We start from the raw sequence: 25,527 nt of genomic DNA on the forward strand, positions 1-25,527 counted from the left end.
ACAAGCTCGGCCGTTCACGGCCGAGAAGGTGACCCACTGGAACATCCGCGTCACCAACGCCCGCGCCGGCCTGACGAGGATCGACGGCCTCGCCCCCTACAGCGCCACCGTCGGCATCAACGAGGTGACGGAGTTCGACCAGATCGACGTACCCGACTTCTCCGGAGACCTGCACTCCCGCCTGGAGCTCTACGGGACCTCGGGGACGGTACGCCCGCGGAACCTGTACGAGGCCCAGCGCGAGCTGGGACCCGGCGATCGCCTCAGCGCGCGCTGAGGCGGTAGCGCCCCGGAGCCACTCCGACCAGCCGCTTGAAGTGCCGCGTCAGATGCGACTGGTCGTAGAAGCCGGTCTCCGCTGCCACCTCGCCCGGCGTACGGCCGTCGAGGAGGAGGCGGCGGGCGCGGTCGACGCGGCGGGACATCAGGTACTGGTGCGGGGCGATCCCGAAGGCACCGCTGAACGCCCGCACCAGGTGCGCGGGGTGCGCGTGCACGAGCCGCGCGGCCTCCTCCAGGTTCACCCCCTGGACGAGCCGCTCGTCGAGGAGTTCGCGCAGGTCGTGGGCGAGGGTGCGGTCGGGCCGAGGTGGCAGGTCCGCCCCTGCCCGCGGGCGCAGATGGCCGCGCAGCCGCTCGCCGATCAGCGTCAGCCTGCTCTCCGCCTCCAGCTCGTCACCGGGGTGGGCGAGGGCGCTGTGCAGCTGCCCGACGCGCGTCCGCAGTACGGGGTCGACGAGGTCCGGGGTGTCTACCGCCGGGCCGATATAGGTCTCGTCGAGCCGGCTGAGGTCCAGGTACAGCACCCGCTTGCGGAAGCCGGACGGCGTGACCGGCGAGCCGTTGTGCGGGACATGCGGCGGGAGCAGCGAGACCGTGTCGTGCGGGGTGCCGTGCTCGTGCCGGTCGAGGTCGTACCGCACAGCCCCCGCGTCGACGATCAGCAGCGTCCACGCGTCATGGACATGCATCGGATACGCGTACTCCGTGAAATGGGCGTGGAACACCTCCACGACACCCGGTACGCGCGGGCGCCAGGCGGAGACCTCACGCTGGGCGACCATGCAAAGAACGTACAAGACGAGGGCGTACGTGGCTCGGCAGTCTCATTGCATGAACGCTGAACCCCTTCCCACGGAGCCCGCCCGCGTTTCCACGGAGCCCGCCCACGTTTCCACGGAACCTGCCCTCGTCGAGCCCGTCCGCTTCGACACCAAGATCGCTGTCCTGCTGCGGGAGGACCTGGAGCCGTGGCAGCGGCTGAACGTGACCGCGTTCCTCGTGAGCGGGATCGGGCCGTCGGTCCCCGAGGTGGTCGGGGAGCCGTACGAGGACGCCGACGGGACCGGCTATCTGCCGATGTTCCGCCAGCCGGTCCTGGTGTTCCAGGGCACGAAGGAGACGCTGACGGCGGCCCACGCGCGCGTGCTGTCCAGGGCCCTGCCCCGCGCGGTCTTCACCTCCGACCTGTTCACCACGGGCAACGACCGCGACAACCGGGCGGCGGTACGGGCCGTACCGACGGCGGAGCTGGACCTGGTGGGGCTCGCCGTGTACGGGCCGCGCAACGCGGTGGACAAGGTGCTCAAGGGGGCGCGGATGCACCCCTGAGGCGTACGGGGGATGTGTGGGGCGGGGCCGGCCTACGCCGCGCTGACCTCGGGCTTGGAGGTGGGGGGAAGAGGTGCCCCGGCGGCATCCGGGCCCTCCGGGTCCTCTGCGGCCTCCGGGTCGTGCAGGTCGTGCTGGTCGTGCAGGTCGTGCGTCGGCAGGTTTCGCATCAGGGCCCAGTACCCGCCACCGGCGACCGTGCCGATGACCGCGCACGCGACCCACAGCCACTCCGCCCCGTACCGGTCGATGACGAGACCGGACATCAGGGGTGCGACGAGGGCGGCGACGGACCAGGACATGGTGTACATGCCCTGGTAGCGGCCGCGGCCGTGGGTGGGGGAGAGGCGGACGACGAGGCTGGTCTGGGTGGGCGCGTTGACGATCTCGGCGAGGGTCCAGACGCAGACCGTGAGCGCGAAGACGCCGACCGAGCCGGCGAAGGCGGTGAGCCCGAACCCGTACCCGGCGAGGAGGGACGAGAGGACGAGAAGCCGCCTCGGGTCCCGGTGCTGGATGAAGCGGGTGACGGGGATCTGGAGGACGACGATGAGGACGCCGTTGACCGCGATCGCCATGCCGTAGTCGGCGGGCGTGAACCCGGCCTCGCCCATCGCCACGGGCAGACCCAGATACCCCTGCTGGAAGACGAGCGCGACGAGGAAGGACAGCCCGACGACGCTCATGAAGCGCCCGTCGCGCAGCACGGTCCCGAGCCCGACCTCGGGTTCGTCGACCCCCTTGGAGACCGGCTCGGGCCGGGACTCGGGCAGCTTCGCGAAGACGAGGATCGCGCAGATCATGGTCATCGCGGCCTCGATGAGGAAGCCGGCGAGGTAGCTGTACTCGGCGATGAACCCGGCCGCCATGGCGGAGACGGCGAACCCCAGGTTGATGGCCCAGTAGTTGAGGGAGAAGGCCCGGACGCGGTCCTCGGGCCGGACGATGTCGGCCATCATCGCCTGCACGGCGGGCCGGGAGGCATTGCTGGCCATCCCGACCAGGAAGGCGACGGCGGCGATCGCGACCGGGTGGTGCACGAAGCCGAGCAGCGCGACGGAGACGGCGGTCGACGACTGCGCGACGAGCAGCGTGGGCCGCCGTCCGAGCCGGTCCGTCATGACGCCCGCGCCGAGGGAGGAGATGACCCCGCCGAGCCCGTGGAGTGCGGCGACCAGTCCGGCGTACGAGGCGGAGTAGCCGCGGTCGAGGGTGAGGTAGAGCGCCATGAAGGTGGCGACGAACGCGCCGAGCCGGTTCACGAGTGTGCTGGTCCACAGCCACCAGAACTCGCGGGGAAGACCGGAGAGCGTCTCGCGCGTGACACGTCTCAGGGCGGCGGCGGTCATGGCGGATCCCCCACGGATGTAAGCGGCTGAAGCGGTAGGCACACATTACGAATGCGGCGCGGGGGAGGGCCAGCCATTTAACAGATCCCGTCAACTGTCCGGCTGCCGAGCGGATGCGTGTCCGGTTGCCGGGCGGGCGCGCAACGGATCAAAGCCTTGGATTACGCTCATGCGCATGGCCGACGCACCGTACAAGCTGATCCTCCTCCGCCACGGCGAGAGCGAATGGAACGCGAAGAACCTGTTCACCGGCTGGGTGGACGTCAACCTCAACGAGAAGGGCGAGAAGGAGGCAGTCCGCGGCGGCGAGCTCCTGAAGGACGCCGACCTTCTCCCGGACGTGGTCCACACCTCGCTCCAGAAGCGCGCGATCCGCACCGCCCAGCTGTCGCTGGAGTCGGCGGACCGCCACTGGATCCCGGTCCACCGCTCCTGGCGCCTGAACGAGCGCCACTACGGTGCGCTGCAGGGCAAGGACAAGGCACAGACCCTCGCGGAGTTCGGCGAGGAGCAGTTCATGCTGTGGCGCCGCTCCTACGACACCCCGCCCCCGCCCCTTGAGGACGGCACGGAGTTCTCCCAGTCGGACGACCCGCGCTACGCGACGATCCCCCCGGAGCTCCGCCCCCGCACGGAGTGCCTCAAGGACGTCGTCGTCCGCATGCTCCCGTACTGGTACGACGGCATCGTCCCCGACCTCCTGGCCGGCCGCACGGTCCTGGTCGCGGCCCACGGCAACAGCCTCCGCGCCCTCGTCAAGCACCTCGACGGAGTCTCCGACGCCGACATCGCAGGCCTCAACATCCCCACGGGCATCCCCCTCGCCTACGAACTCGACGCCGACTTCAAGCCGCTGAACCCGGGCGGAACTTACCTGGACCCGGACGCGGCGGCGGCTGCGATCGAGGCCGTTAAGAATCAGGGCAAGAAGAAGTAAGCACACACCTGAAAGCCCCCGCCCCGCGGTTTCTCCGCGGGGCGGGGGCTTTTGGCGTGGGGAAGGTCCCCGCCGGTCAGGCGCGTAGGGCAGCCGTGTCAGGTCACCCGGCCGTCGCCGGCCTCTCGGTGCATGCCCGTGCACAGGGCCCAGACGACGAAGATGTTGACGGCGACCAGGGCGAGGGCCCACAGGGGGTAGTACGGCACCCACAGGAAGTTGGCGAGTGCGCCCAGGCCGGCCACGAACACTCCGAAGAAGCGCGCCCACAGTGCTCCGGTGAGTACGGCGCAACCCGCGAAGACGATGACGATTCCCAGGATGAGATGGACCCAGCCCCAGCCCGTCAGGCTGAAGTCGAACACGTAGTTGCGTGTCGAGATGAACAGGTCGTCCTCGGCGAGAGCCGCGATTCCCTCGAAGATCGCCATTGCTCCACCGAACATCATCAGCACTGCCGCGAAGACGGTCGTACCGGATGTGGGCCCCTGCCAGGGGTGTGGGTTGGCCGCGTCGGCCGAGTTGGATTGCGTGGCGTAACTGGCCATACCGGCCTCCTCGGGTCGCAGAGCCATCCGGTCCAGTTCCGAGACGACCCGGACTGACTCGATCCCCGGTCTCAGCGTGGCACGACGTCACTCGGTCGGCATTCCGAGGCCGGGGAGCGACTTCGTCGATCTTGGGTTACGGATCAGAGGATCGCGCGATGGGGAGGGCTTGGTCGGCCTCGTGCGAGTGGCTATGGCAGCGAGTCCAAGTCCGCTCGCCCCTGTCTTCTGAGTTCCTGGCGGGTGTGGTTGAAGGAGTGTCGGACGCGTTCGAGTTGGGGTGTCTCCGGCCATCGGCGATGCGATCGTCTCGGGGCACCTAATGCCACCGGCTCGCGTGCCACAGCTGTTCCCTGACGGAGACGACGGCGATGCCGCCGCCGATCAGCGCACTCGCATCAGGTCGAAGGAGCGGGACTGCTCGATGGCTCGCTGCGGCCCACGGAAGTCTGGTGTCGTTGTTCGACCCACTGGCGGAGCTCCTCGTCGCCGACCCGCTCGACCGCTGCGAGCAGTTCCTGCCGGGCCCCTTCGCCACGGTCGGCTTCAGGCAGCAGTTGATACCGATTGATGGCTCGCCGGAGGACCTCACGTGACTGTGCTGCCAGTACATAGCGGGGACCGTGCGCGAACACTTGGCGAAAACCGGTGAAGAACAGGGCCCCGCCGGCGATGAGAGCGGTCAGCCATGCCGGGGCGCCGAGTCCTGCCGCCACCACCGTGGACGACGACGTGGCAAGTGCGCCCAGTTCGCTCAGGCGATACCAACGACGGGCCGAGTCCCGCGTCTTCTCGTAGAAGGCCAGGTCGCCCTGAGCCAGGGCAAGTACGGGGTCGGGGGAGTCAAGCCAGGTGTTGGTATCCGGTGTCCTTCGGCGCATTGCTCCATGGTGTCCTCACGAGGACCTGTATGGAACACGTTGTCGCTCGGAGTGCCAGGGGGCACCCACTGTGCGAGGCGATGCGAGGCGTGGCCCCGTCACCCGCCCGGACTGCGAAAGGCGGGTGACGCGACCGGGCTCTGTCTCCGGAGGGCTCGGGACCCACGGAGAGGGCTTGTCAGGCGTCGGGGATGTCTGCCTTGGCGCGGAGCAGAGTGTCGCGGGTGATCACCACGATCCTCTCGTGGCCACCACGTGAGGCATCGGCGGGGAGGCTGCCGTCAAGCAGGTCGGTCTTGTCGGTTCCGATGACGGCGAAGCTGCCATCGGCGAGTTCGAAGATGTCGGGGCAGGCCTGGCCCCCGACACTTCCCCGCTCGACTGGGGACGCCCCAACGCGGCGAACGATCTTCAAAGTGGTTCGGTCCTTGCCATGATCGAATGGATGCTTGGGCGACCAAGTTACCTCTGTGGCAAGGCAGTTGTGACCCAGAGAAATCCGGCGCGCATTCTTCACCCGGAAGGATGCATATATGCATCACTGATGGCACGAGTTGGTCCGATCCCGATGGCACAGGTTGTCAATTCTTGGGGGGGCATCCGTCAGGGGCGTCTCTCAGGGGTGTCTCTCGGGGGCGTCCCCGACTACCCACCAGTCGTCGCCGTCCGCCTCGGCGTCCTCCAGGGCCGCCACGAGAGCGTCGACCATCCTGCCGAGTTCGGCCTCCTCCGAGTCCGCCACCAGGCTCGCCCTGTGATGCCGGGTCGCCTCCCAGTACTCGCGCATGGCGCGGCTCTGGAAGATGTAGCGGAGGTGGCCGTGCAGGTCGGCCAGGCTGAGCACGCCGAGCTGGTACCCCTGATAGGCATGCTGGTAGAGGGCGTTCGCGAACAGATGCCGACGCTGGGTGTCCGGGTGCAGATCTCCCTCGTACGCGTCGAGCACCGGAAGCAGCGACGGATCCTCGGTGCCCCGCCCGATCAGTCGGTGGTGGTCCCGTCGGTACTCGGTCAGCGTGTCCCGTCGCTGCTTCTCCTGAACGAGGGCTTCGAGCCGTCGTAGCGAGACGTGGATACGGAACGCCATGACGAGTACGCCTGCGACGCGTGCGGCCGCCACGACATGCTCCACCGATACGGCGCCTCGATTCCGACCCCCAACCCTGCGTGTGACCATGTGTTTCCCCGCTTCGGCGCTGCCGGCCGCTCTCGCCGTCCGATTGACACGGCACCCAGCGGCACACGTCCCAGGCTGCCCGTTCGACCAACCCGGCGGCAGTGCGGACAGGCAGCGCACGGAGGTAGCAATCCGCGACAAGCCCCGCTGTCGTGCTTTCCCTGTGCCCCCGAGCGCCGTCAGGAAGTGCCGGTGGGGATGCATAACCCCTTGACGGCGCCCGGCGCAGTCCTCACACGGGGACGGCGCTCCACCGTGATGGAGGCCGTACATACGAAAGGGCCCCGCACCTGAAGTGGGGCCCGTTCGCAGTCGTTCCCGGTCGGTTGTTCGCAGTCGTGCGGCGTACGTGGATCGCAGTCGTGCGTCGTACGTGGATCAGCGGCGCCGACGCGTCACCGTACCGGCGCAGTCAGCCGCACTGGCACGGATTGCCGGACTGGCACCCGCAGCCGCAGCCCGAGCCGCAGCCACAGGCGCCGAAGAGTGGCAGGCTCTTGATCTCGGCGGGCTGCTCGGTCTCGCGGTCCTGGGTCGGGTCGGGCGTGGTGGGGGATTCGGCCATGGGTCCCTCCTCGAAGGCTTGTGCCTACACCCATTGCATGCCCACCTGGTCGGGCGCATCAACGGCGCACAGAGGCTCGCGCGCCCTCACGAGCACTCAATGCGCCTGGCACCCGAAGGGACGCGGGGCCGTATCAAGGTGCGGCTCCGCCGCGTGGGCGCGGCCGGCCCGGGATCACCCGCGCCCGCCCGCGCACCTCATCCCTCGCCCCACCGCCGGAGGCCTACGCCCCTTCCACCTGCGGCGCGGACTGGAGCTCGTCCGCGTGCTCGCCCGTCACCAGGTACACCACGCGGTTGGCCACGGACACCGCGTGGTCGGCGAACCGCTCGTAGTAACGGCCGAGCAGCGTGACGTCCACCGCCGTCTCGATGCCGTGCTTCCACCGGTCGTCCAGCAGGTGCTGGAAGAGCGTGCGGTGGAGGAGGTCCATCGCGTCGTCGTCCTGCTCCAGCTGCAGCGCGAGGTCGACGTCCTTGGTGATGATGACCTCCGCGGCCTTCGCCATCAGGCGCTGCGCGAGCTGGCCCATCTCCAGGATCGTGGCGTGCAGGTCGTGCGGGATCGCACGCTCCGGGAAGCGGAGCCGGGCGAGCTTCGCCACATGCTGGGCGAGGTCGCCGGAACGCTCCAGGTCGGCGGACATCCGGAGCGAGGTGACGACGATCCGCAGGTCGGTGGCCACGGGCTGCTGCCGGGCCAGCAGGGCTATCGCCCGCGCCTCCAGCTCGTGCTGGAGATCGTCGACCTTCTGGTCGCCGGCGATCACGGTCTCCGCCAGCTTCAGGTCGGAGTCGAGGATCGCCGTCGTCGCGCGACCGATCGCCGAGCCGACGAGACGGGCCATCTCGACCAGGCCCTCGCCGATCGAGTCAAGTTCCTCGTGGTACGCGTCCCGCATCAGGATGTCCCTCTCTACGTCTGCATTCGGGGGGTTCAGGGGGCTCTCGAACCCCACGCTCCCACGGTCCGGCCTGAACGCGTCGGTTTCCGCCCCGTCAAATGAACCATCACTGGCCCCCAGGTGAACTCTGGGCGACACCGCCTCTTCTCCCTGGTGGGAGGCGTGCCCATCACCCTCGTACGAAGTGAACCAGCATGGTCTCCAGAGTGAACTCTGGGCGACGAGTGTTCGAGTCCACCCTCGGACGGCTGTGACCGGGGCGTACAGCGTGCCTAACCTGGAGACATGGACGTGAACGCGGCGGTCGCCGCAGCGGCAGCGATCGCCGGTGTACTCACCGGTGTCATCGCCATGCTGGCGTTCCGCTGGAGCGAGCGGGAACAGAAACGCCCCACCCGCACCTCCCTGCACACGGACCCGGTGCTTCCGCCGGGCGTGGACACGGTCCTGTCCGTGCTCCGCTCCTCCGCGGTCGTCCTCGACGAGGCCGACGCCGTGGTCAAGGCCAGCTCGGCAGCGTACGCCCTCGGTCTCGTCCGGGGCGGAAAACTGGCCGTCGAGCCGATGCTCCAGATGGCGCGCGACACCCGCAGGGACGGGGAGATACGGCAGGTCGAGCTGGACCTGCCCCGGCGTGGCACCGGCCGCGGCGAGGCACTCGCCGTGTCCGCCCGGGTGGCGCCGCTCGGCTCCCGGCTCGTACTGCTCCTCGTCGAGGACCTCACCGAGGCCCGCCGCATCGAGGCCGTACGACGCGACTTCGTCGCCAACGTCAGCCATGAGCTCAAGACCCCCGTCGGCGCGCTCTCGCTGCTCTCCGAAGCGGTCATGGGCGCCTCCGACGACCCGGAGGCGGTCGAACGCTTCGCCGGGCGGATGCAGATAGAGGCGACCCGCCTCACCAACCTCGTCCAGGAGCTCATCGACCTCTCCCGGGTCCAGAACGACGACCCGCTGGAGGACGCCGAGCCCGTCCGTATCGACGAGCTGGTCGCCGAGGCGATCGACCGCTGCCGCCACCAGGCCGGCGCGAAGCAGATCACCATGGCCGCCGGCGGTACCGCCGATCTGAGTATCTGGGGCAACCGGGGTCAGCTGGCCGCCGCGCTGGGCAACCTCGTGGAGAACGCCGTCAACTACTCGCCCGCCCGCACCCGGGTCGGCATAGCCGCGCGCAGGGTGACCGCGCCCGGCGGAGACCTCATCGAGATCGCCGTGACCGACCAGGGCATCGGCATCTCCGACAAGGACAAGGAGCGCATCTTCGAGCGCTTCTACCGCGTCGACCCGGCCCGCTCCCGCGCAACCGGCGGTACGGGACTGGGGCTCGCGATCGTCAAGCACGTGGCAGCCTCGCACAGCGGGGAGGTCACGGTGTGGAGTTCCGAGGGTCAGGGCTCCACCTTCACCCTGAGGCTGCCGGAGGCGGGCACTGCCCGCGACCGCGCGGCCGACGACCGGACACCCGGACTCGACGAAGACGACGAGACCGGTCAGACCGACGGGACGACCACCGTCTCATCCCCGTACGAACCGTTTTCTGCCCCGGAGGTCCTTCCGTGACCCGAGTGCTCGTCGTCGAGGACGAGGAGTCCTTCAGCGACGCTCTGTCCTACATGCTCCGCAAGGAGGGCTTCGAGGTCGCCATCGCGACCACCGGGCCCGACGGACTCGACGAGTTCGAGCGCAACGGCGCCGACCTCGTCCTCCTCGACCTGATGCTGCCCGGACTGCCCGGCACCGAGGTGTGCCGCCAGCTGCGCAGCCGATCCAACGTCCCGGTGATCATGGTCACCGCCAAGGACAGCGAGATCGACAAGGTCGTGGGGCTCGAAATAGGAGCCGATGACTATGTCACCAAGCCCTTCTCGTCCCGCGAGCTGGTGGCCCGTATCCGGGCCGTCCTGCGCCGCCGCGGCGAGCCCGAGGAGGTCACCCCGGCGGCCCTGGAGGCCGGTCCGGTCCGTATGGACGTGGACCGCCACGTGGTCACCGTCTCCGGCTCCAAGGTCGACCTCCCCCTCAAGGAGTTCGACCTCCTCGAGATGCTCCTGCGCAACGCGGGCCGCGTACTGACCCGTATGCAGCTCATCGACCGGGTCTGGGGCGCCGACTACGTGGGCGACACCAAGACCCTCGACGTCCACGTCAAGCGCCTCCGCGCCAAGATCGAGCCGGACCCCGGTGCGCCTCGCTACCTGGTCACGGTCCGCGGGCTGGGCTACAAGTTCGAGCCGTAAACCGCGTAGGAGGGGTCCAGAGACCCGCGTACGGAGAGTTTCGAGTAACGACGAAGGGCGGGCCCCCTCCACAGGGGGCCCGCCCTTTCGTCGTACGGGTGTCAGTGGCCCGCGGCCGATTCCGAGGCCGTGGCGCTCGACGAGGCGGCGGTGTCGGAGGGCTCGGAGCCCGCCTCGCCGGTCGCGCCCGACGCGGACCCGGACGGGGAGCCCGAGGGCGACCCGCTCGTCGAGCCGGACGGCGAGCCCGAGGTGGAGGGCTTCGCGGACGGCGTCGTGGGGATCTCGGTCGGGCCCCACTTGGAGAAGTAGCTCTCGGCGGGCACCACGAACGCCTTCAGCGTCACGTCACCGGTCTTGCTGAAGGTGAAGGTGACCGGCTGCGCGTCGCCGTCGTCGAAGGCCTCACGGCTGCTCTCCAGCACGGCGGAGGCGTTGCCCTTGCCGCCGAGGATCACCGAACCGCCGGCCGGGATGGTCAGCGCCCCCGAACCCTTGGCAGGCTTGATCGTGGCGGGCTTGGAGATGCCCTCCACGGCGATGGAGTCGAGCGTCTGGGCGGTGGGGCCCTCGTTGAAGAGGGTCGCGGAGACGACGGCGGGGCCGGTCGACTCCAGCTCGGGCTGGGTGACGACGACGGCACTCTGGATCTTGATGTCACCGACGCTGGTGGCAGCGTTGTCCGGCTTGATCTCCAGCGTCTGGGCCTTGTTGCCGGCACCGCATGCGGCGAGCGAGGCGACCGAGAACGCGATGGCGGCGGCGGCGAGTCCGCCGCGTCGAAGGCTGCTGCTCACGGCGGCGGCAACTCCTTGAACGTGGGCGAAGCAGAGCGGCTCCTGCATAAAGCCGCCCTAAGGGTCTGTCAGCGGCCTTAGGTTACCGAGCCGTTCCCGCGCCACCGCACCCGACCCGCCTCTAGCGGCCGGTGGGTGCGCTCGGGCTCGGTCGAGCCTCCCTTGTCACGGGGCCCGTCACTGGCCGCTCAACACACTCGGCGGTTCCATTGGGCGCACATTGGTCTGCCATTCACATAAGAAGCATCGGTAAGCCCCCCGTCCGGCTCTTGCGGATATCGCGTAAGGAATGCGTGGCGATCCCGGAAATCGATCTTCGGCCCGTGTTCCGTCGATCTTCCGCGGATCTTCCATCCATCCGCGGTCCCTCTTTGGTCGATCTTCGGGCGATCTTCGGGCGATCTTCGGGCGGCTCTCGGGTTCGACTCCCGGCCCGACTCTCCGGTTGATCTCCGACGCGCCTTCGGCCGCCGTGATCAATTCCGGATTCCGCCCGCACTCGACTCCGCTCACCGAACGGAGTAGCGGAACGTGGGCTCTCGGAACCCGACAAATATGGACGTTCGGGCACGCGAGCGGGGTCTCGGGGTGTTGTAACGTGCGCGTTTCCCTCCGCGTGGAGAGCCGCTCCGACCTGCGAATACCGTCCTCCGCTGCCCCTCCGCAGCACGTTCATGTCGCGATTGTCAAGCCCCGAGATATGCCCTGACCTGCGAAAACGCCATTCAGAACACGCAGTTTCCGTGTTACCCTGGATAGCCACGGAAGGGGTACCTGTCACATGACGTTCAAGGTTGGCGACACCGTGGTCTATCCCCATCACGGGGCCGCGCTGATCGAGGCCATCGAAACTCGCCAGATCAAAGGCGTGGACAAGACCTACTTGGTGCTGAAGGTCGCCCAGGGCGACCTGACGGTGCGTGTGCCAGCGGACAATGCGGAGTTCGTCGGCGTGCGTGATGTGGTCGGTCAGGACGGGCTGGACCGGGTCTTCGAGGTGCTGCGCGCGCCGTATGCCGAGGAGCCCACGAACTGGTCGCGTCGTTACAAGGCAAATCTCGAGAAGCTCGCCTCCGGCGATGTCATCAAGGTTGCGGAAGTGGTCCGTGACCTGTGGCGTCGTGAGCGCGAGCGTGGACTCTCCGCCGGCGAGAAGCGCATGCTCGCCAAGGCCCGCCAGATCCTGGTGAGCGAGCTCGCCCTCGCGGAGAACACGAACGAGGACAAGGCCGAGGCACTGCTCGACGAGGTCCTCGCGTCCTGACGCCCGTCCGCGCTCTGATCGCTTTCTGACCAGAGGCGAAACGAGCGGTTCGGCGCAATGAAATGCCGCGGTGCCCGATGACGTATCCATTGTCGCCGGGCGCTGCGGCATGTTCGTACCCGGATACCTTGCTCTCGGCGCTCCCGAACATTCATGGCCGATTTCTCGGCGAACATTCACGGCCCCGATACTTGGCGTGCCGGGCCCGGGCAGCGGCTCGACCGAATGTCACGGAAGGGTCCGGTCAAGGCGTCGCGCCCGGCACTCCCCCAACCTTCGGTCGGGGGTACCACGCCCAGGCCATACCCACGTCGGCCGAGCATACAAACCTGACAGGAACCGATGTCTGACGATTCGCGCCCTACGCCGTCCGGGGCACGTACGGCGGCCGTGATTCCGGCCGCCGGCCGGGGCGTACGCCTTGGTCCGGGCGCCCCCAAAGCGCTCCGCACGCTGAATGGCACCCCCATGCTCATCCACGCGGTACGCGCCATGGCTGCGTCCCGTGCCGTCTCCCTGGTCGTCGTGGTGGCTCCGCCCGACGGGGCCGCCGAGGTGAAGACACTTCTCGACGCGCACGCACTGCCCGAGCGGACCGACTTCCTCGTCGTACCCGGGGGAGAGAGCCGGCAGGAGTCCGTACGGATAGGGCTCGACGCGCTGCCGCCCGGGATCGACATCGTGCTCGTGCACGACGCGGCGCGTCCGCTGGTGCCCGTCGACACGGTCGATGCCGTCATCGAGGCCGTACGGGACGGGGCTCCCGCCGTCGTGCCCGCGCTGCCGCTCGCGGACACCGTCAAGCAGGTCGAGCCCGCGGGGGCGCCCGGGGAGCCCGAGCCCGTGGTCGCCACGCCGGAGCGGGCGCGGCTGCGGGCCGTGCAGACTCCGCAGGGGTTCGACCGCGACACGCTCGTGCGCGCGCACGAGACCGTCACCGAGAACGTCACCGATGACGCGAGCATGGTCGAGCAGCTCGGGCTTCGGGTGGTTGTCGTGCCCGGGCACGAGGAGGCGTTCAAGGTGACGCGTCCTCTGGATCTGGTGCTGGCGGAGGCCGTTCTGGCGCGGCGGAGGTTGAACGATGGTTTCTGAGGGGTTGGGGGCTTCCGGGGGTTTCGAGGGGGCTGTCGTGCTGCCGCTCGTCGGTATCGGTACCGACATTCACGCCTTCGAGGATGGGCGTGAGCTGTGGTGTGCGGGGTTGAAGTGGGAGGGGGAGGGGCCAGGGCTGGCCGGGCACTCCGATGCGGATGTCGTCGCGCATGCCGCCTGCAACGCGCTCTTCTCCGCGGCCGGGATGGGGGATCTCGGGCAGCACTTCGGGACCGGGCGGGCCGAGTGGGCCGGGGCTTCGGGGGTTGTGCTGTTGACGGAGGCGGCGCGGATCGTCCGTGCCGGGGGTTTCACCATCGGGAATGTCGCCGTCCAGGTCGTCGGTCCTCGCCCCAAGATCGGCAAGCGGCGGGACGAGGCGCAGAAGATTCTTTCCGCGGCCGTGGGGGCACCGGTGTCGGTGTCCGGCGCGACCACGGACGGGCTGGGGTTTCCCGGGCGGGATGAGGGGCTGATGGCTGTGGCCACGGCGTTGGTGGCTCGGGTGGGGTGAGGGGTTTTCTTTCGCCCCCGCCGCCCCTACCCGTCCCGTTCCTGGGGGCTGCCGCCCCCAGACCCCCGCTTATCGGCCTGAACGGCCTCGTCCTCAAACGCCGGACGGGCTGAGATGTGCCTGGACTGGGCTGTCGATGTTCAGCCCAGTCCCCGAAGTCTTCAGCCCGGGCCGCGAAATCTTCAGCCCCTCCGGCGTTTGAGGAGCGGGGGTTCGGGGGCGGAGCCCCTGAGTAAGGGACGGGAATGGGTAGGGGCGGCGGGGGCGAGAAAAGGCTCGGGCGGGACCGTCGCGGAGCTGATGTCACGAATCGTGAGCCATGTGTCGGAAGGGTCTCGGGGCACTGGTCGTCGCCCACTACCCTGGAGGGGTGACTATTCGCCTGTACGACACCAGTGCCCGGCAGATCCGTGACTTCACCCCGATCACGCCGGGTTGTGTCTCGATCTACCTCTGTGGCGCCACCGTGCAGGCGGCCCCGCACATCGGGCACATCAGGTCCGGCCTCAACTTCGACATCATGCGCCGCTGGTTCGAGCACCGCGGCTACGACGTGACGTTCATCCGGAACGTCACCGACATCGACGACAAGATCATCAGGAAGGCCGCCGAGCAGAACAGGCCCTGGTGGTCGATCGGTTACGAGAACGAGCGGGCGTTCAACGACGGCTACACGGCACTGGGCTGCCTCCCGCCGACGTACGAGCCGCGCGCCACCGGCCACATCACCGAGATGGTCGAGATGATGCGCACGCTCATCGAGCGCGGGCACGCGTACGAGGCCGAGGGGAACGTGTACTTCGACGTGCGCTCCCTGCCCGGCTATCTGTCGCTGTCCAACCAGGACCTGGACGAGCTGCGCCAGCCCGCCGAGGACGGCGAGACCGGGAAGCGGGACCCGCGGGACTTCGCGATGTGGAAGGCCGTCAAGCCCGGCGAGCCGAGCTGGGAGACGCCCTGGGGCCGGGGCCGGCCCGGCTGGCACCTGGAGTGCAGCGCCATGGCCCACAAGTACCTGGGCCCCGTCTTCGACATCCACGGCGGCGGCATCGACCTGATCTTCCCGCACCACGAGAACGAGATCGCCCAGGCCAGGGGCTTCGGCGACGAGTTCGCGCACTACTGGGTGCACAACTCGTGGGTCACCATGAGCGGCGAGAAGATGTCCAAGTCGCTCGGCAACTCCGTACTCGTGAGCGAGATGGTCAAGGCGTGGCGGCCCATCGTGCTGCGCTACTACCTCGGCACCCCGCACTACCGCTCCACCATCGAGTACAGCGAGGAAGCACTGCGCGAGGCCGAGTCCGCGTTCGCGCGGATCGAGGGCTTCGTGCAGCGGGTGGTGGAGAAGACCGGAGCCGTCGAGCCCGCGGCCGAGGTCCCGCCGGCCTTCGCCGAGGCGATGGACGACGACCTGGGCGTCCCGGGGGCCCTCGCCGTCGTGCACACCACGGTCCGCCAGGGCAACAGCGCGCTGGCCGCCGACGACAAGGAAGCGGCGGTCGCACGGCTGGCCGAGGTCCGCGCCATGCTCGGCGTCCTCGGACTCGACCCGCTCGACCCGCACTGGGCGGGCGAGAGCGACCGCGGCGAGGATCTGCACGGAGTCGTCGACACGCTCGTACGGCTGGTGCTGCAGCAGCGCGAGTCCGCCCGCACCCGTAAGGACTGGGCCACCGCCGACGCCATCCGCGACCAGCTCAACCAGTCCGGGCTCGTGATCGAGGACGGCCCCCAGGGACCGCGCTGGACACTCGGCCCGCGCTGAGCATTTCCTTGATCGATTGTGCCGCTCGGGTGTCCGGGCGGCACACTCGTAGACGCACGACATTTCACAGACGCATACACGACAGACGTACGCACGTACGCCTTCACACAGACAGGTAGGTCATGGCCGCTAACAACCGCCGCATGTCCGGCAAGAAGGGCGCGCAGGTCGGCAGTGGCGGCCAGCGACGCCGGGGCCTGGAAGGCAAGGGCCCGACCCCGCCCGCCGAAGCGCGCAAGAAGCACAAGAAGAACCGCATCGCCAACGCCGTCGCCAAGGCCAACGCGAAGCAGACCGTACGCCGCCCGTCGCCGCGCGGCGGCCGGGGCGGCAAGGGCACATCCGAGATGGTCGTCGGACGCAACTCCGTCGTCGAGGCGCTGCGCGAGGGCGTCCCGGCGTCGATGCTCTACGTCCAGCAGTTCATCGACAACGACGAGCGGGTGCGCGAGGCGCTCCAGCTCGCCGCGGACCGCGGCGGCATCCACCTCATGGAGGCCCCCCGCCCCGAGCTCGACCGCATGACCAACGGCCTCAACCACCAGGGGCTCGTCCTCCAGGTCCCGCCGTACGAGTACGCGCACCCGGAGGACCTCGCGTCCGCCGCGTACGACGAGGGCGTGGACCCGCTGATCGTCGCGCTCGACGGCGTGACCGACCCGCGCAACCTCGGTGCCGTCGTCCGGTCCGTCTCCGCGTTCGGCGGTCACGGTGTCGTCGTGCCCGAGCGCCGGGCGGCCGGCATGACCGCCGGTGCGTGGAAGACGTCCGCGGGCGCCGCCGCCCGTACGCCCGTCGCCCGCGCGTCCAACCTGACCCGGGCGCTCGAGGCGTACAAGAAGGCCGGTCTCGTCGTGGTCGGTCTCGCCGCCGACGGGGAGGCCGAGGTCGGTGACCTGGAGGCCCTCGGCGGTCCCGTCGTCATCGTCGTCGGCAGCGAGGGCAAGGGCCTCTCCCGACTCGTCGGTGAGACCTGCGACTTCAGGGTCCGCATCCCCATGCCGGGTGGCACGGAGTCGCTGAACGCGGGTGTGGCCGCAGGAGTTGTGCTGTACGAGGCCTCGCGCAAGCGGGCCTAGTACGGGCTCGGCCGACGCCGGGTCGTCGTGATCCGCGGTGCGCGGGGGCCGGTCGCCCGGCTCCCCGCGCCCCTTGCGGGGCGGCCCTGGACGCGGGCTCGTTGATCTTGACGGGGTCCGGACAGATCGGGCCGGTCAAAGCAGTGTCCTAAACACACGTCACTCGGTTAGATGAGTGTGGACACCAGAACACCCCGCACACCCACGGGGGACCGCTCGTTGGGATTCGACGACGCTCCCGCGCTGAGCATGGTGAAGGTGCCGAGCGATCCGGCGCAGGTCATCGTCAATCATGCGAGCTTCCGCGTGCAGCTGAACGCCGCCCCGCGGGCCCAGTCCCCGCGCGCCGCGCGGCACTTGAGCTCGGGCGAGGACACCGCGCGCATCCCCGTCGTCGGAACCACCGCAGGCACCCGCCGCCGCGCGCCCGTCGTCTGGAGCGGGAAGTCCGCCCCCGACGACACCGGCGCCACCCGGCTGTTGCAGGCGGTGCGGAGCACGAGTCTGCGGCACGGCGCCCAGGCGCCCGCCGGCGACGGCGGCGCGACCCAGGTCATCCCGCGCGTCGGCGAGGGCGGACCCCCCGGGTTCGACGTCGACGCCACCGTCGAGACACCGACCGTTCGCGGCCCCGAGACCCGCCTCCTGCCGCAGATGCGCAGCGCGGGCAGCGCCTACGACGAGATCGACGAACGCCCGTACGCGGACGGCGAGTTCGAGGACGACTCCTACGACGCCGACGAGTACCGGGACGAGGACGACGGCGCGCTCAAGCGGCACGGTGCCGCCCCCGTGCGCCATGGGTACTACCCCGGCCGCCGGATGAACCTCGGCGTCGTCCTGCTCCCGCTGCGCGTCTTCCTCGGCTTCATCTCCATCTACGCCGGCATGGGCAAGCTCTGCGACCCCGTCTACTTCGACGGCGGCAAGCGCGGCTCCATGGTCAAGTGGCTCAACTCCCTGCACCCCTGGGAACTCGCCGAGCCACTGCGCCAGTTCGCCCTCGAGCACCCCGTCGGCGCCGGACTCCTCATCGCCTTCTTCCAGGTCATCGTCGGCGTCCTCACCGTGCTCGGCCTGTGGCAGCGGGTCGCCGCGGTCGTCGGCGCGCTGCTGTCGGCGGCGCTGCTTCTCACCGTCAGCTGGAAGTCCGTCCCCGCCTACGACGCCCCGGACATCATCTACCTCGCCGCCTGGTCCCCGCTGATCATCGCGGGCGCCCCCGTCTACTCCATCGACGGCCGCCTCGCAGGCGAGGCCTGGCGCACGCTCGGGCCGCGCGCCGACATCTGGGAGCTGCGCAGCCGCGTCCTGCGCCGGGGTGCGCTCGTCACGACCATCGTCGTCGGACTCACCCTGCTCATCGGCTCGTTGCTCGGCGGCGCCGTCCGTGACGCCGACCGCGTGGTCGTCCCCGGCCCCGGCGAGGCCCCGCGCAACGAACTGCCCGGCTCCCCGCTCCCGGAGGAGCCCGGCCAGCGCCGCCACAAGGAGAGCCCCTCGGCGGCCAACTCGCCCACCCAGGGCGCCACTTCCGCGAGTCCCTCGGGCGCGGCGACCACACCGGGCGCGGCCCGCGAGACCGCGGGCGCCGGTGCCGGACAGCCCAGCCAGACGCAGGGCTCAGGCCAGGCCCCGCCCCAGCAGTCGGCCCCGCCGCAGGCCCCCAGCACCAGCGCCGGTCCGTCCTCCTCGGGCGGCACCACCGGCGGTACTGGCTCGGGCGGCGGCTCGGGAAGCGGCGGCGGCTCCGGCTCCGGCGGAAGCACGGGCGGCGGCAGCGGTGGCGGCTCCGGCTCCGGCGGCGGCTCCGGACTCGTGGGCGGCCTGCTGGGCTGACACCGCCCGCCGACAGGGCGGCACGGCCGAGCCGGTACGGAGGCGAAGGACCGTACGACGATGGGGCCCGCACCGATCAGGTGCCGGGCCCCATCGTCGTACGTACGGCGTTCGTGGACCGAGGTAAGCGCCTCAACGACCCAGCGCCGCCAGCTCCTTGGCGGCCTCTGTGAGGTCCTTCGCCGTGTCGATGGCGCGCCAGTAGGCGCCCTGCGGGATCGGGTAGCCGGCCAGGCGGCGTTCGCGGGCCAGGCGGGGGAACGTGGAGCGCTCGTGGTCGCCGAGGTCGGGCAGCAGGGCGGCGAACTCGGGGGAGAAGACGTACACACCCGCGTTGATGCCGTACGCGGTCGGCGGGGACTCGATGAAGTCCGTGATGTGGCCGAAGTCGTCGGTCTCGACGGCGCCCCACGGGATGCGGGGGCGGGCCAGCGCGAGGGTGGCCACCGCGTCGCGCTCGGTGTGGAAGTCCGCCATCTCACGCAGCGAGAAACGGGTCCAGATGTCGCCGTTCGTCGCGTACCAGGGGCGGTCCGGGTGGGGCAGGTGCTTGGCGGCGAACTTGAGGCCGCCGCCGCGGCCCAGGGGCTCCGTCTCGACCACGGTGGTCACGGAGACGGGCAGCTCGGCCGAGTCCAGCCACTGCTGGAGCACCTCGGCGAGATGGCCGCACGAGACGACGACGTCGGTGACGCCCTCCTCGGCGAGCCAGGCCAGCTGGTGGCCGATGATCGGGGTCCCGGTGCCGGGAATCTCGACCATCGGCTTGGGACGGTCGTCGGTGTAGGGACGCAGCCGGGAGCCCTGGCCGCCGGCCAGGACGACGGCTTGAACGGGGCGCGACGCGGCGTTCGGATCGGTCATGACCCGAACTGTACGTGGCGCCCCGCGGGTTTTGCGGGTGGGCGGCTGCGGGGTGCGCGGGGTGGGGATCTGCGGGCCCGTGGGGGTTGAGCACGCAGCTCCCCGCGCCCCTTACGGGGCCCCGTGCGGGGCTCAGGTGTGCTGGGCTGCCACGCCCGTGGCGAAGGACGTGTCGCAGACCGGGCGGGCGAACGACTGGGCTCGGGTCGGGCCGTAGGCGCGGACGGCGGCGCGGCCCAGGGCGCGGGCGATGGACGCACAGTGCTGGGCGAGCGACGGACGGCCGTTCACCGCCTCCTGGAGGTGGGTGAGGGCCACGCCCGGGTTCTTCTCCTGGAGTTCGAGGAGGAGCTTGTCGCGCAGCACGTCCTGCGGGGCGCGGGACGGGGCGCGTCGGGAGACGTCCTCGGCGGATGCGGCGAGCACCGATGTCGAGGAGCTGTCTCCCGACCAGTTGACTCGGGTGACCGCGAGCGTCCCGGAGAGCACCAGGACGACGGGCAGAACGAGGGCGAGAGTACGGCCGATCCGGCGGGCCGGACCGCGGCCGTGCCGTGTCGGTCGGCCGGCGGGACCACGGCCGTGTCGCGTCGAGTGGTTAGTGGAGTGCTTCACGCGAGTGAGGGTAGCGCGGGGTGATGATTTGGCGACATTTAGTAATCAATTCGGGGGACGGGTAAACCGTCGTTTTCGAGTTTGATGTTGACGCACGGGTATCGAAATGCCCGTTCTGCCGGGGTATTTGTCGACAACGAAGAAGGCCCCGCAGCAGCCTGCGGGGCCTTCTTCGTCAACCTGGGTGAAATCTCCGGTCAGTCGGAGAGGCGCTCGCCCGTGGACGTCGAGAACACGTGGGTCTCGCCCGGACGCGGCACGACGTGCAGCGTGGCGCCCTTCTCCGGGACCGCACGGCCGCTGACGCGGACGACCAGGTCCTTGAGGTCGTCGCCGACCTTGGCGCTGCCGTAGACGTAGCCGTCGGCGCCGAGTTCCTCGACGACGTTCACGGTGACGGCGAGGCCGGCCGGGGCGTCCTCGGTGTCCTTCGACAGGGAGGCGGCAGCGGCGCCGTTGTGCTCGACGATGTCGAAGTGCTCCGGACGGACACCGACGGTGACCGTGGTGTCACCCTTGTCGGCGGCGGTCTTGAGGGCCTCGCGGTTGACGGGCACCACGCTGTTGCCGAACTTCACGCCGCCGTCGGTGATCGGGACCTCGACGAGGTTCATCGCCGGGGAGCCGATGAAGCCGGCGACGAAGAGGTTCGCCGGGCGGTCGTACATGTTGCGCGGCGAGTCGACCTGCTGGAGCAGACCGTCCTTGAGCACGGCCACGCGGTCGCCCATGGTCATGGCCTCGACCTGGTCGTGGGTGACGTAGACGGTGGTGATGCCGAGACGGCGCTGCAGCGACGCGATCTGCGTACGGGTCGAGACGCGGAGCTTGGCGTCGAGGTTCGACAGCGGCTCGTCCATGAGGAAGACCTGCGGCTCACGCACGATGGCGCGACCCATGGCGACACGCTGGCGCTGACCACCGGAGAGGGCCTTCGGCTTGCGGGCCAGGTAGTCGGTGAGGTCGAGGATCTTCGCCGCGTCCTCCACCTTCTGGCGGATCTCGGCCTTGTTGATGCCGGCGATCTTGAGCGCGAAGCCCATGTTGTCGGCGACCGTCATGTGCGGGTACAGCGCGTAGTTCTGGAACACCATGGCGATGTCCCGGTCCTTGGGCGGCAGGTGCGTGACGTCGCGGTCACCGATGTGGATCGAGCCGGCGTTCACGTCCTCGAGACCCGCGAGCATCCGCAGGGAGGTGGACTTTCCGCAGCCGGAGGGACCGACGAGGACGAGGAACTCGCCATCCGCGACGTCGAGCTCGAGCTGGTCGACGGCGGGCTTGTCGCCACCCGGGTAAATGCGGGTCGCCTTGTTGAACGAGACAGTGGCCATGGGTCGTAGGCCCCCTTCACCGGCAGGAACGTGCCGGACGATCCGTTGTAAAGGTGGTGTGACCGCTACGGAACGGTCCGTAGTGGTGTAGTCCACATGAGCGGACTGGTTCAGGACGCTACCTCGCGTTCACACGTTCTGTCAGTACTCCGCGAGCGATGAAGTTCGAGGAAATTTTCGACAGGGGCCCGCTGTGACGTGGGTACACTGCACGGGCGTGCCTGCGTGCACGCACCCGGCCCGCCCGTGCGCGGGCCCCGCCTCCTTAGCTCAGATGGCCAGAGCAACGCACTTGTAATGCGTAGGTCGTCGGTTCGAATCCGACAGGGGGCTCCATTGGCAGGGCGGTCCGGTGGTGGGTCAGATGATGCCCGCTCGGATTGCGTAGGAGACCGCGTGGGCGCGGTTTCTGAGGTGTAGGCGCTTCATTACGCCGTAGAGGATGTATTTGACGGTGCGTTCCGAGTAGGAGAGCTTTGTCGCTATTTCGGCTAGTTCTGTGCCTTCGGCGACCAGGCGGAGGACGTCGACCTCGCGGGGGCTGATGCCGGATGCGGTGAGGCCTCGGGGGGCGAGGAGTTCGCGTTGGGCCCAGCGGACCTGTTCCATCAGGGTGCCCTGGAGGGTGGGCGGGAGGCTTCCGCCGCCGTCCGCGATGGTGTGCAGGGTTCGGATGAAGGCCGCCTGGCTGAAGGAGTCGCGCCACAGGACGGCGCGGACGCCTCGGTCGACCGCGGCTGAGACGTCGGCGTGCCATCCCTTGCCCACCACCAGGGCGAACCGGGCGTCCGGTCTGTCGCACAGGCTGCGCAGCAGGTCCAGGGTGGAGGAGTCGGCGACGTCCACGGTGACGACGATGACGTCCGCTTCGCGGAGCTTGTCCGGTGGGACCTCGCGGATGCGGCGGTCGTTGTGGAGATAACTGAGCAGTCCGGCGCGGACGATGGCGTCGGGTGCGTGGATCGCCACGCGCACGGTGTCTGTGAGTACCTGCTGAGGCATTCGCCCCCCATTCGGGAACCCAAGTGGTCCATGCCGTTCAGGAGTTGATGGTGGCATGCGGGGTTGCCTCGTTCCGCTTCCACAGGCCCCTCGTCCGTTAAGGAGGGGGAAATCTGGCACGAGTGGGGCGGGCATGACGGGTGGGGTCAGTGGTGGGCCGTCGTCATCGGAGTGCCTGTGAGTACCGCTGTGACCACCTCTGTGCGGGAGCGCATTCCGGTGCGTGCGAACAGCCGGGACAGGCGGTTGGCGACCGCGTCCTCGCTGAGCCGCAGTGCGCCCGCGATCTGGCGGTTGGTGAGTCCCTCGGCGAGCAGGGTGGCCAGCAGGTTTTCGTTCTCCGCCGTGGCCTGTCGGCGGCCGGGTACGGTCAGCCCGGCCTCGCGCATCGCGGTCCTGGTGTGGAAGCGCCACAGCGTGGCACCCAGCTCGCCGAAGTGTTCGTACGCCTCGTGCAGCAGGGTCGCCGGGGCCGCGTTCGCGCGTACGGCGGCAAGGAGCGTGACCGCCGTTTCGAAGGGCTGGCTGCGGGAGCGGGCCAGGTCGACCGCCTCGTGCAGGTGCTTGCGGGCCTCCGGGGCGTCCGGGCCCAGGATCTTTCCCGACGTGAGCAGGTGCAGGAGGCGGGTCCGGCCGCTGTTCATCTGCTCGGCCGTCCGGTCGAGGCGTTCCAGGCAGGCCGTCGCCCGGTCCGGGTGTCCCGCTTCCGCGTGTACCTCGGCGAGTGAGGCCAGCAGTTCGTCGGTGCCGTAGAAGGAGCCGCGTTCGTCCGCCGCTCGCAGGCCGTGCTGGAGGAGTTGCTCGGCCCGGCCGAGGTCGCCGAGGGTTCGCCGCACCTCGGCCTCGGCGTGGTCCAGGACGTGTTCCAGTGGTCCGTTCACCTGCCCGCGCACGCTGCTGATCAGGCGGTCCGCGCTGGTGGGGCGTCCCTGGGCGAGGAGGATGGCCGCCGTGCGGGCGGGGAGCAGATGGTGTCCGGGGACCACGTTCAGGACCCCGCCGTTGACCAGGAGCCGACGTGCCAGCGCGAGCGCCTCGTCCCACTGTCCGTTGAGGTGGTGCCAGAGGAACCGGTTGTGCTGGGGGAGGAGTTCGAGGCGCATCCTCCGGGTGGACAGCAGGTTCGCCGCACTTCGCAGGTCGCCGATGCCGAGCAGTACGTCGAACGTGGCGATGTTGAACGCGAACGCCTTGCTCGGAGGCAGGTCCGGTTCCTCCGGCAGGGCCAGTGCGTGGGTGAACCGGTCCGGGCGGCCCAGTACGTACTCCGCGACCCTGCGGAACAGTTCCAGCAGCGCGCGGCTGCCCGGGGTGGCCTGCCATACGCGTTCGGTCTGCAGCATGAGGGTCAGGGCCTCCTGCCACTTCTCCAGCTGCCACAGTGCCTGGACGCGGCCGGAGACGGTGGCCATGGCGGACAGCGGCAGTCCCTCCCACCAGAGTGCGGTGCCCATGCGGGACAGCGCCTGCCAGTCCTGTTCGGCCGCCGCCGACGCCACCAGCAGGGTGGCGGCCTCGTGGACGGCCTGTGGGTCGAGGCCCTCGGCGGGGCCGCACACCAGCCACTCGGCCGCCGTCCGGGCCGTACGGAAGTCGCCGCAGCCGGCGGCGGCCTGGCCGGTCCGCAGGATGGCGAGGTCGCGGTCGTACTGCTCCTCGATGAGACGGACGGCTGCCAGGTGCCACCGCATCATTCCCCGTCGTTCGAGGTCGGGGTACAGCGAGCGGGCGGCGGCCGTCAGTTCCTCCACCGCGCGGTCGCGGTCGACCAGGAATCCGGCGTCGGCGATCCGGTCGGGGAGGTAGGTCTGCGCGTCCACCTCTTCGAGGAGCGGGATCGGGAGTGGGGCCGGGAGTTGGGTGGGGAGTGGGGTTGGGAGTGGGGTTTGGTTCTGTGGGGCGGGCCCGGCCGCCCACAGCGCCTCCACCGCGGTCGCGGACAGGTGGCTGCGTTTCACCGGCCCGAGTCGCTCCCGGACGGTGTGGGCCAGCAGCGGTACGCGGAACGTCCAGCCGCGTGGCGCGGAAGCGGGGGTACGTGGCCGGTCGGGCAGTTCGTCGAGGATGCCCTCGTCGATCAGGGTGCGGATGCCTTCGGTCACGGAATCGGCGGGCAGCCCGGTCGATGACGCGACCAGGGCCTCGGCCGGCCGGCCGAGCGGCCACAGGATGCTCAGTGCCGTGGCCACGGTCCCGCAGGGTTCCTCCAGCGCCCGCAGCGCCGCTACGTACCGGTCGTGGTCGGGCAGCAGCGGTACCGGCGCACCGGTGCCGAGGAAGGCCTGGCCGTCGGCGGTGCGTATCGCGTCCTGTGCCGTCCATTCGGCGAGGAGGGCGTCCAGGGCGCCGGGGATACCGCGGCTCAACTCGTGGAGGCGCCGCATCAGGTCGGCGTCGGGTGCCGACCGCAGGCGCTGCGCCACCATGGCGGTGGAGTCTTCGAGGCCGAGGCGCGGCAGGGTGATCGTGTGTGCCGCCCGGTTGTGGGCGAGGCGGTCCATGGCCTGGCCGGGGAGGCTGGGGCCGGGGGATGGGGACTGGGACGGGCGGGCCGGTGCGGTGTGTCGGGCCGCCGTGAGCAGCAGTCGGATGCCGGGCGGGACCCGGTCGAAGTCGACCTCGTCGAGCAGGGCGAGGGATTCGGCGTCGGCGTGGTGGGCGTCGTCGACGAGTACGACCGTGGGGGTCGGCCGGGCCAGCGCGGCGGCGAGTGCTTCGGCCATCGCCGTCCGGTCGTCGTGCTTCATCGCGGAGAGCGCCTCCGCGGCCGGCTTGCGTGTCGGCGTGCGCTTCGTCGCGGTGGACCGGTGGTCCTCCAGGGCCATGACCAGTCGCAGCGCCAGCAGTTGAGGGTGTTCGGCGTCGCCGGGTACGCAGTCGACCGGCAGGACCGCGATCCCTCCCGCGCGCAGTCGCTCGGTGGTGGCGTGCGCGAACACGGTGCGTCCGATGCCCCGTTCGCCGCGGACGAGCAACAGGCGTGGCCCGGCCGGATCGCGGAGGTGGTCGTCGGTCTCGTCCGACTCGGCTGTTCGGCCGAGCAGTTGCCCGTCGGGCCCGTGGAACCGTGCGGCCGTGCCGCCGAAGACCAGCTCGGTGTCTGTCCGAGCAGCCACTCTGTTCACCGCGACCTTCGAGGAATCC

General features: G+C 69.8%; 24 protein-coding genes, 1 tRNA gene and 1 pseudogene. 12 read left to right on the forward strand and 14 right to left on the reverse strand.

The features are described from left to right. Window positions 1-28: 28 nt before the first annotated feature. Window positions 29-277: pseudogene (locus ACN20J_RS27325) on the forward strand (hypothetical protein); the annotation flags it as partial. Here the strand turns inward: ACN20J_RS27325 and ACN20J_RS27330 are convergent. Next, window positions 264-1,064 (reverse strand): helix-turn-helix transcriptional regulator, encoded by an 801-nt coding sequence (locus ACN20J_RS27330; RefSeq protein ID WP_190228909.1) that lies wholly within the window; start codon window positions 1,062-1,064, stop codon window positions 264-266. The pseudogene ACN20J_RS27325 and the gene ACN20J_RS27330 overlap by 14 nt on opposite strands. Window positions 1,065-1,113: 49 nt before the next feature. On the opposite strand from ACN20J_RS27330, the gene ACN20J_RS27335 reads away from it, so the two are divergent. Continuing rightward, a complete protein-coding gene (locus tag ACN20J_RS27335; protein ID WP_419667013.1) occupies window positions 1,114-1,611 on the forward strand; it encodes a DUF2000 family protein in 498 nt (165 codons plus the stop codon). Between the two features lie 32 nt (window positions 1,612-1,643). On the opposite strand, the gene ACN20J_RS27340 is transcribed toward ACN20J_RS27335, so the two are convergent. After that, entirely contained in the window at window positions 1,644-2,960 is a 1,317-nt protein-coding gene (locus ACN20J_RS27340) for an MDR family MFS transporter (protein WP_419667014.1), read from the reverse strand. A 175-nt stretch (window positions 2,961-3,135) separates the two neighbouring features. Here ACN20J_RS27340 and ACN20J_RS27345 point away from each other — a divergent pair, with 175 nt between their 5' ends. Continuing rightward, entirely contained in the window at window positions 3,136-3,897 is a 762-nt protein-coding gene (locus ACN20J_RS27345) for a phosphoglyceromutase (protein WP_361893017.1), read from the forward strand. Window positions 3,898-3,995: 98 nt separating this feature from the next. Here the strand turns inward: ACN20J_RS27345 and ACN20J_RS27350 are convergent, their stop codons facing one another. The 6 genes from ACN20J_RS27350 to phoU form a co-directional block, all read right to left on the reverse strand. Next, window positions 3,996-4,445, reverse strand: a complete 450-nt coding sequence (locus ACN20J_RS27350; RefSeq protein ID WP_419667015.1) for a DUF7144 family membrane protein — start codon at window positions 4,443-4,445, stop codon at window positions 3,996-3,998. 398 nt (window positions 4,446-4,843) lie between these two features. Beyond that, entirely contained in the window at window positions 4,844-5,326 is a 483-nt protein-coding gene (locus tag ACN20J_RS27355; protein WP_189836781.1) for an SLATT domain-containing protein, read from the reverse strand. 178 nt (window positions 5,327-5,504) lie between these two features. Next, on the reverse strand, window positions 5,505-5,741 hold the full coding sequence (locus ACN20J_RS27360; RefSeq protein WP_189836782.1) for a hypothetical protein: 237 nt from the start codon (window positions 5,739-5,741) through the stop codon (window positions 5,505-5,507). A gap of 201 nt (window positions 5,742-5,942) precedes the next feature. Continuing rightward, window positions 5,943-6,503, reverse strand: coding sequence for a DUF6082 family protein (locus ACN20J_RS27365; protein WP_281402051.1), 561 nt, complete (start codon window positions 6,501-6,503; stop codon window positions 5,943-5,945). 412 nt (window positions 6,504-6,915) lie between these two features. After that, entirely contained in the window at window positions 6,916-7,068 is a 153-nt protein-coding gene (locus ACN20J_RS27370) for a hypothetical protein (protein ID WP_165450230.1), read from the reverse strand. A 223-nt stretch (window positions 7,069-7,291) separates the two neighbouring features. Then, window positions 7,292-7,969: a phosphate signaling complex protein PhoU gene (phoU, locus tag ACN20J_RS27375; RefSeq protein WP_189836784.1), complete on the reverse strand. Its 678-nt coding sequence runs from the start codon at window positions 7,967-7,969 to the stop codon at window positions 7,292-7,294. A gap of 288 nt (window positions 7,970-8,257) precedes the next feature. On the opposite strand from phoU, the gene ACN20J_RS27380 reads away from it, so the two are divergent. Both ACN20J_RS27380 and ACN20J_RS27385 read left to right on the forward strand, forming a co-directional pair. Beyond that, window positions 8,258-9,535, forward strand: coding sequence for a sensor histidine kinase (locus ACN20J_RS27380; protein WP_189836785.1), 1,278 nt, complete (start codon window positions 8,258-8,260; stop codon window positions 9,533-9,535). After that, on the forward strand, window positions 9,532-10,212 hold the full coding sequence (locus ACN20J_RS27385) for a response regulator transcription factor (protein WP_033322296.1): 681 nt from the start codon (window positions 9,532-9,534) through the stop codon (window positions 10,210-10,212). The genes ACN20J_RS27380 and ACN20J_RS27385 overlap by 4 nt, the downstream gene beginning before the upstream one ends. A 101-nt stretch (window positions 10,213-10,313) precedes the next feature. On the opposite strand, the gene ACN20J_RS27390 is transcribed toward ACN20J_RS27385, so the two are convergent. Beyond that, complete coding sequence (locus ACN20J_RS27390) at window positions 10,314-11,009, reverse strand: DUF461 domain-containing protein (protein ID WP_189836786.1); 696 nt, start codon at window positions 11,007-11,009, stop codon at window positions 10,314-10,316. Between the two features lie 781 nt (window positions 11,010-11,790). On the opposite strand from ACN20J_RS27390, the gene ACN20J_RS27395 reads away from it, so the two are divergent. From ACN20J_RS27395 to ACN20J_RS27420, 6 genes are all read left to right on the forward strand, one after another. After that, window positions 11,791-12,273: a CarD family transcriptional regulator gene (locus tag ACN20J_RS27395; RefSeq protein WP_003953493.1), complete on the forward strand. Its 483-nt coding sequence runs from the start codon at window positions 11,791-11,793 to the stop codon at window positions 12,271-12,273. Between the two features lie 342 nt (window positions 12,274-12,615). Continuing rightward, window positions 12,616-13,368 carry a 2-C-methyl-D-erythritol 4-phosphate cytidylyltransferase gene (gene ispD, locus ACN20J_RS27400; protein ID WP_189836787.1) on the forward strand — a complete coding sequence of 251 codons (753 nt, stop codon included), beginning with the start codon at window positions 12,616-12,618 and terminating at the stop codon, window positions 13,366-13,368. Beyond that, on the forward strand, window positions 13,358-13,882 hold the full coding sequence (gene ispF / locus ACN20J_RS27405) for a 2-C-methyl-D-erythritol 2,4-cyclodiphosphate synthase (RefSeq protein WP_419667016.1): 525 nt from the start codon (window positions 13,358-13,360) through the stop codon (window positions 13,880-13,882). The genes ispD and ispF overlap by 11 nt, the downstream gene beginning before the upstream one ends. 370 nt (window positions 13,883-14,252) lie before the next feature. Then, window positions 14,253-15,650 (forward strand): cysteine--tRNA ligase, encoded by a 1,398-nt coding sequence (gene cysS / locus ACN20J_RS27410; RefSeq protein WP_189836789.1) that lies wholly within the window; start codon window positions 14,253-14,255, stop codon window positions 15,648-15,650. Between the two features lie 122 nt (window positions 15,651-15,772). Further along, on the forward strand, window positions 15,773-16,729 hold the full coding sequence (rlmB, locus tag ACN20J_RS27415; protein WP_190228915.1) for a 23S rRNA (guanosine(2251)-2'-O)-methyltransferase RlmB: 957 nt from the start codon (window positions 15,773-15,775) through the stop codon (window positions 16,727-16,729). Window positions 16,730-16,900: 171 nt separating this feature from the next. Continuing rightward, window positions 16,901-18,568, forward strand: coding sequence for a DoxX family protein (locus ACN20J_RS27420; protein WP_246575142.1), 1,668 nt, complete (start codon window positions 16,901-16,903; stop codon window positions 18,566-18,568). A gap of 132 nt (window positions 18,569-18,700) precedes the next feature. On the opposite strand, the gene ACN20J_RS27425 is transcribed toward ACN20J_RS27420, so the two are convergent. The 3 genes from ACN20J_RS27425 to ACN20J_RS27435 form a co-directional block, all read right to left on the reverse strand. Continuing rightward, entirely contained in the window at window positions 18,701-19,432 is a 732-nt protein-coding gene (locus ACN20J_RS27425) for a nucleotidyltransferase family protein (RefSeq protein ID WP_143639575.1), read from the reverse strand. Window positions 19,433-19,564: 132 nt separating this feature from the next. Then, the gene (locus tag ACN20J_RS27430) at window positions 19,565-20,047 is read right to left on the reverse strand and encodes a hypothetical protein (RefSeq protein WP_189836791.1); all 483 of its coding nucleotides are present in this window, start codon (window positions 20,045-20,047) and stop codon (window positions 19,565-19,567) included. Window positions 20,048-20,244: 197 nt separating this feature from the next. Next, window positions 20,245-21,381 (reverse strand): ABC transporter ATP-binding protein, encoded by a 1,137-nt coding sequence (locus tag ACN20J_RS27435; protein WP_189836792.1) that lies wholly within the window; start codon window positions 21,379-21,381, stop codon window positions 20,245-20,247. Window positions 21,382-21,640: 259 nt separating this feature from the next. Between ACN20J_RS27435 and ACN20J_RS27440 the strand changes: the two genes are divergently transcribed. Then, window positions 21,641-21,717, forward strand: a tRNA-Thr gene (locus tag ACN20J_RS27440). A gap of 24 nt (window positions 21,718-21,741) precedes the next feature. On the opposite strand, the gene ACN20J_RS27445 is transcribed toward ACN20J_RS27440, so the two are convergent. Beyond that, the gene (locus ACN20J_RS27445; RefSeq protein ID WP_189836802.1) at window positions 21,742-22,383 is read right to left on the reverse strand and encodes a helix-turn-helix transcriptional regulator; all 642 of its coding nucleotides are present in this window, start codon (window positions 22,381-22,383) and stop codon (window positions 21,742-21,744) included. A 146-nt stretch (window positions 22,384-22,529) separates the two neighbouring features. Next, complete coding sequence (locus ACN20J_RS27450; RefSeq protein ID WP_419667017.1) at window positions 22,530-25,499, reverse strand: AAA family ATPase; 2,970 nt, start codon at window positions 25,497-25,499, stop codon at window positions 22,530-22,532. Window positions 25,500-25,527 lie beyond the last annotated feature (28 nt).

Source organism: Streptomyces sp. 2-1 (assembly GCF_048564895.1).
Taxonomy (GTDB): domain Bacteria; phylum Actinomycetota; class Actinomycetes; order Streptomycetales; family Streptomycetaceae; genus Streptomyces; species Streptomyces phaeochromogenes.